The sequence below is a fragment of the Phytobacter sp. V91 genome (genome assembly GCF_965644225.1).
In the GTDB taxonomy this organism is placed as follows: Bacteria; Pseudomonadota; Gammaproteobacteria; order Enterobacterales; family Enterobacteriaceae; genus CBFFRJ01.
Genome location: NZ_CBFFRJ010000244.1, coordinates 1 through 2,753, shown reverse-complemented (window position 1 = coordinate 2,753; position 2,753 = coordinate 1). Strand labels below are relative to the sequence as shown.

The following is a 2,753-nucleotide window of genomic DNA, read 5'->3' as shown; positions in this document are numbered from 1 at the left end:
CTCCTCTGACTGGACTCGAACCAGTGACATACGGATTAACAGTCCGCCGTTCTACCGACTGAACTACAGAGGAATCGGTGTGGAGTCGTATCTTAGCGGCGAAAAATCTTTTGTCAAACCCCAATTCCCACCCATTTGTGCAACTGTCGCAAAACGCGTCATTTTGCTGTAATTAACGACAATTTTTTGGAAATGCTTTGCAGGATAAGCAAATCTCCCCCATCATTTGAAATGAAGTTTCATCTTTCTCTCTCTAAGGTCAATTTTGAACGTCGTCGCCCCAATACGCCAGGCCGTCATGCGCACGCCATGGTACGCCAAACGCAAGAGCTACAAAGTCCTCTTCTGGCGAGAAATCACACCGCTCGCTATACCTATTTTTCTTGAAAACACCTGCGTCCTGATGATGGGGGTACTCAGTACCTTCCTTGTGAGCTGGCTCGGGAAAGAAGCCATGGCCGGAGTGGGCCTGGCGGACAGCTTCAACATGGTCGTGATGTCGTTCTTTGCGGCGATCGATCTGGGGACGACGGTAGTCGTGGCCTTTAGCCTCGGCAAACTGGATAAACGACGGGCAAGGGCAGCCGCCCGCCAGTCTCTGGTGATTATGACCCTGTTCGCCATTTTGCTGGCGGCGGTGATCCACTACTTCGGCGCGCAGATAATCAACTTTATCGCCGGAGCGGCAACGCCGGAGGTTAAAGCGCTGGCGCTGACCTACCTGGAACTGACGGTGCTCAGCTATCCGGCGGCGGCTATTACGCTGATTGGTAGCGGAGCGCTGCGCGGGGCAGGGAACACCAAAATTCCGCTGCTGATTAACGGCGGGATGAACATCCTCAATATTGTGATTAGTAGCGTCCTGATTTACGGCGTCTTCTCCTGGCCGGGAATGGGATTTGCCGGTGCCGGGTTGGGATTAACGATTTCGCGCTACATCGGCGCCGTCGCCATTATCTGGGTGCTGATGATTGGCTTTAACCCGGCGCTACGCATCACCCTGAAAAGCTATTTTAAGCCGCTCAACTTCGCCATTATCTGGGAAGTCATGGGGATTGGGATCCCGGCAAGTATTGAATCAGTGCTGTTTAACGGCGGCAAATTACTGACCCAGATGTTTGTGGCAGGGATGGGAACCAACGTTATTGCCGGGAACTTTATCGCTTTCTCGGTGGCGGCGCTGATTAATCTGCCGGGTAACGCCCTCGGGGCGTCGTCAACCATCATCACCGGCAAGCGCCTGGGCAAAGGGCAGCGCGGCCAGGCTGAACGCCAGCTACGTCACGTCTTCTGGTTGTCGACCATTATACTGACCCTCATTGCCTGGGGAACGGCACCTTTTGCCGGGCTGCTGGCGTCGTTTTATACCCATGAAGAAGATGTAAAAGAGGTGGTTAAGACCCTCTTATGGCTCAATGCCGCGTTTATGCCCATCTGGGCGGCATCCTGGGTACTGCCGGCGGGCCAGAAGGGCGCGCGCGATGCACGTTTTGCCATGTGGGTCTCGATGCTGGGTATGTGGGGCTGTCGCGTGGTGGCAGGCTATACGCTCGGTATTATGCTCGGGATGGGCGTTGTCGGTGTCTGGCTTGGGATGGTGCTTGACTGGGCCGTGCGTGGCGTATTGTTCTACTGGAGTATGGTGAGCGGACGCTGGCTGTGGAAATACCCCAAACAACCCGCAGAAAAGACGTAACCGCTTCATTTTCCCACAGAGTGGAGAATAAATCGGCAAACGATCGTTTTTGTGAAAACAGCCTTTGACAAGGGAAGGTGGCGTCGTTAATATTCGCCTCGTTCACACGATTCCTCTGTAGTTCAGTCGGTAGAACGGCGGACTGTTAATCCGTATGTCACTGGTTCGAGTCCAGTCAGAGGAGCCATATTTAAGAAGCCCGCTTAAGGAAACTTAAGCGGGCTTTTTGCTTTGCGGAACCCGCCAGATGCGCTATCCACTGCCTGTAGCGGCGTGTGTTCTACTGCTGCTGCGTCAGGAGGCGGCGCACACTCTCAGGCGACATCGCTTTTGCAAAGTACCATCCCTGCGCCAGGCATCGGGGAAGTGCTCTGCGATAAACGCAGACTGTGCTTCAGTTTCAATCCCCTCAAAGATAACCCTGTTCGGCTGCTGGTACAGACAGCGACAAATCCCCAGTATCTGCTTTTGCCGTGGTCCCTGGCTGAAAAGAGTCTGCGTCAAATCTCGATCGATCTTAACAGTCGAGACCGGCAGACTCAGCAACCGGTCAAAATTGGAGCAACCCTTGCCAAAATCATCCAGCGCAAGCTGAAAGCCTCGCTGTGCCAGGCGTGCCGCTTGTTTAGCCAGCGTATCAGGACGACTGCATTGCTCTTCGGTGAGCTCCAGCATAATGGAACCCGGCGGCAGGTGGTGACGGATAAGTTCGCTAAATAATATGCTGGCGCTGGTCCCGGAAATAAGGTCGGCTGGTGCAAGGTTAAGGCTCAAAAAAAGAATATGGTCTTTCATTAAACCAGCCATTTGCGAGATGGCTTTTTTAATCACATACCCTGAAAGGGTATCCATCAGGCCGTTTGAAGACGCCAGTCCCAGCAGTGTTTCAGGCCCAATACGGCCAAAAAAGGGATCATGCCAACGCAATAATGCTTCAACGCCAACGATTGTTTCAGTGAGGGGTGAATAAATCGGTTGATATTTAAGGAAGGTGCGATTTAATCGTCAGTTATGAGAACATAAGGCTTTCTTTGCCATAGATTTTTCACGATGCCCG

The 2,753-nt window shown here is 53.0% G+C and carries 2 protein-coding genes, 2 tRNA genes and 1 pseudogene; 3 read left to right on the top strand and 2 right to left on the bottom strand.

The window, feature by feature from the left end; genetic code table 11:
• Positions 1 to 73: transfer RNA gene (locus ACSZO4_RS25285), tRNA-Asn, on the bottom strand.
• Positions 74 to 79: 6 nt separating this feature from the next.
• On the opposite strand from ACSZO4_RS25285, the gene ACSZO4_RS25280 reads away from it, so the two are divergent.
• From ACSZO4_RS25280 to ACSZO4_RS25270, 3 genes are all read left to right on the top strand, one after another.
• A complete protein-coding gene (locus ACSZO4_RS25280; RefSeq protein WP_437891840.1) occupies positions 80 to 172 on the top strand; it encodes a DUF5951 family protein in 93 nt (30 codons plus the stop codon).
• 69 nt (positions 173 to 241) lie between these two features.
• On the top strand, positions 242 to 1,696 hold the full coding sequence (locus tag ACSZO4_RS25275) for an EmmdR/YeeO family multidrug/toxin efflux MATE transporter (RefSeq protein ID WP_437891839.1): 1,455 nt from the start codon (positions 242 to 244) through the stop codon (positions 1,694 to 1,696).
• A gap of 111 nt (positions 1,697 to 1,807) precedes the next feature.
• Positions 1,808 to 1,883: transfer RNA gene (locus ACSZO4_RS25270), tRNA-Asn, on the top strand.
• A gap of 107 nt (positions 1,884 to 1,990) precedes the next feature.
• On the opposite strand, the pseudogene ACSZO4_RS25265 reads toward ACSZO4_RS25270, so the two are convergent.
• Positions 1,991 to 2,683, bottom strand: a pseudogene (locus tag ACSZO4_RS25265) (EAL domain-containing protein); the annotation flags it as partial.
• Positions 2,684 to 2,753 lie beyond the last annotated feature (70 nt).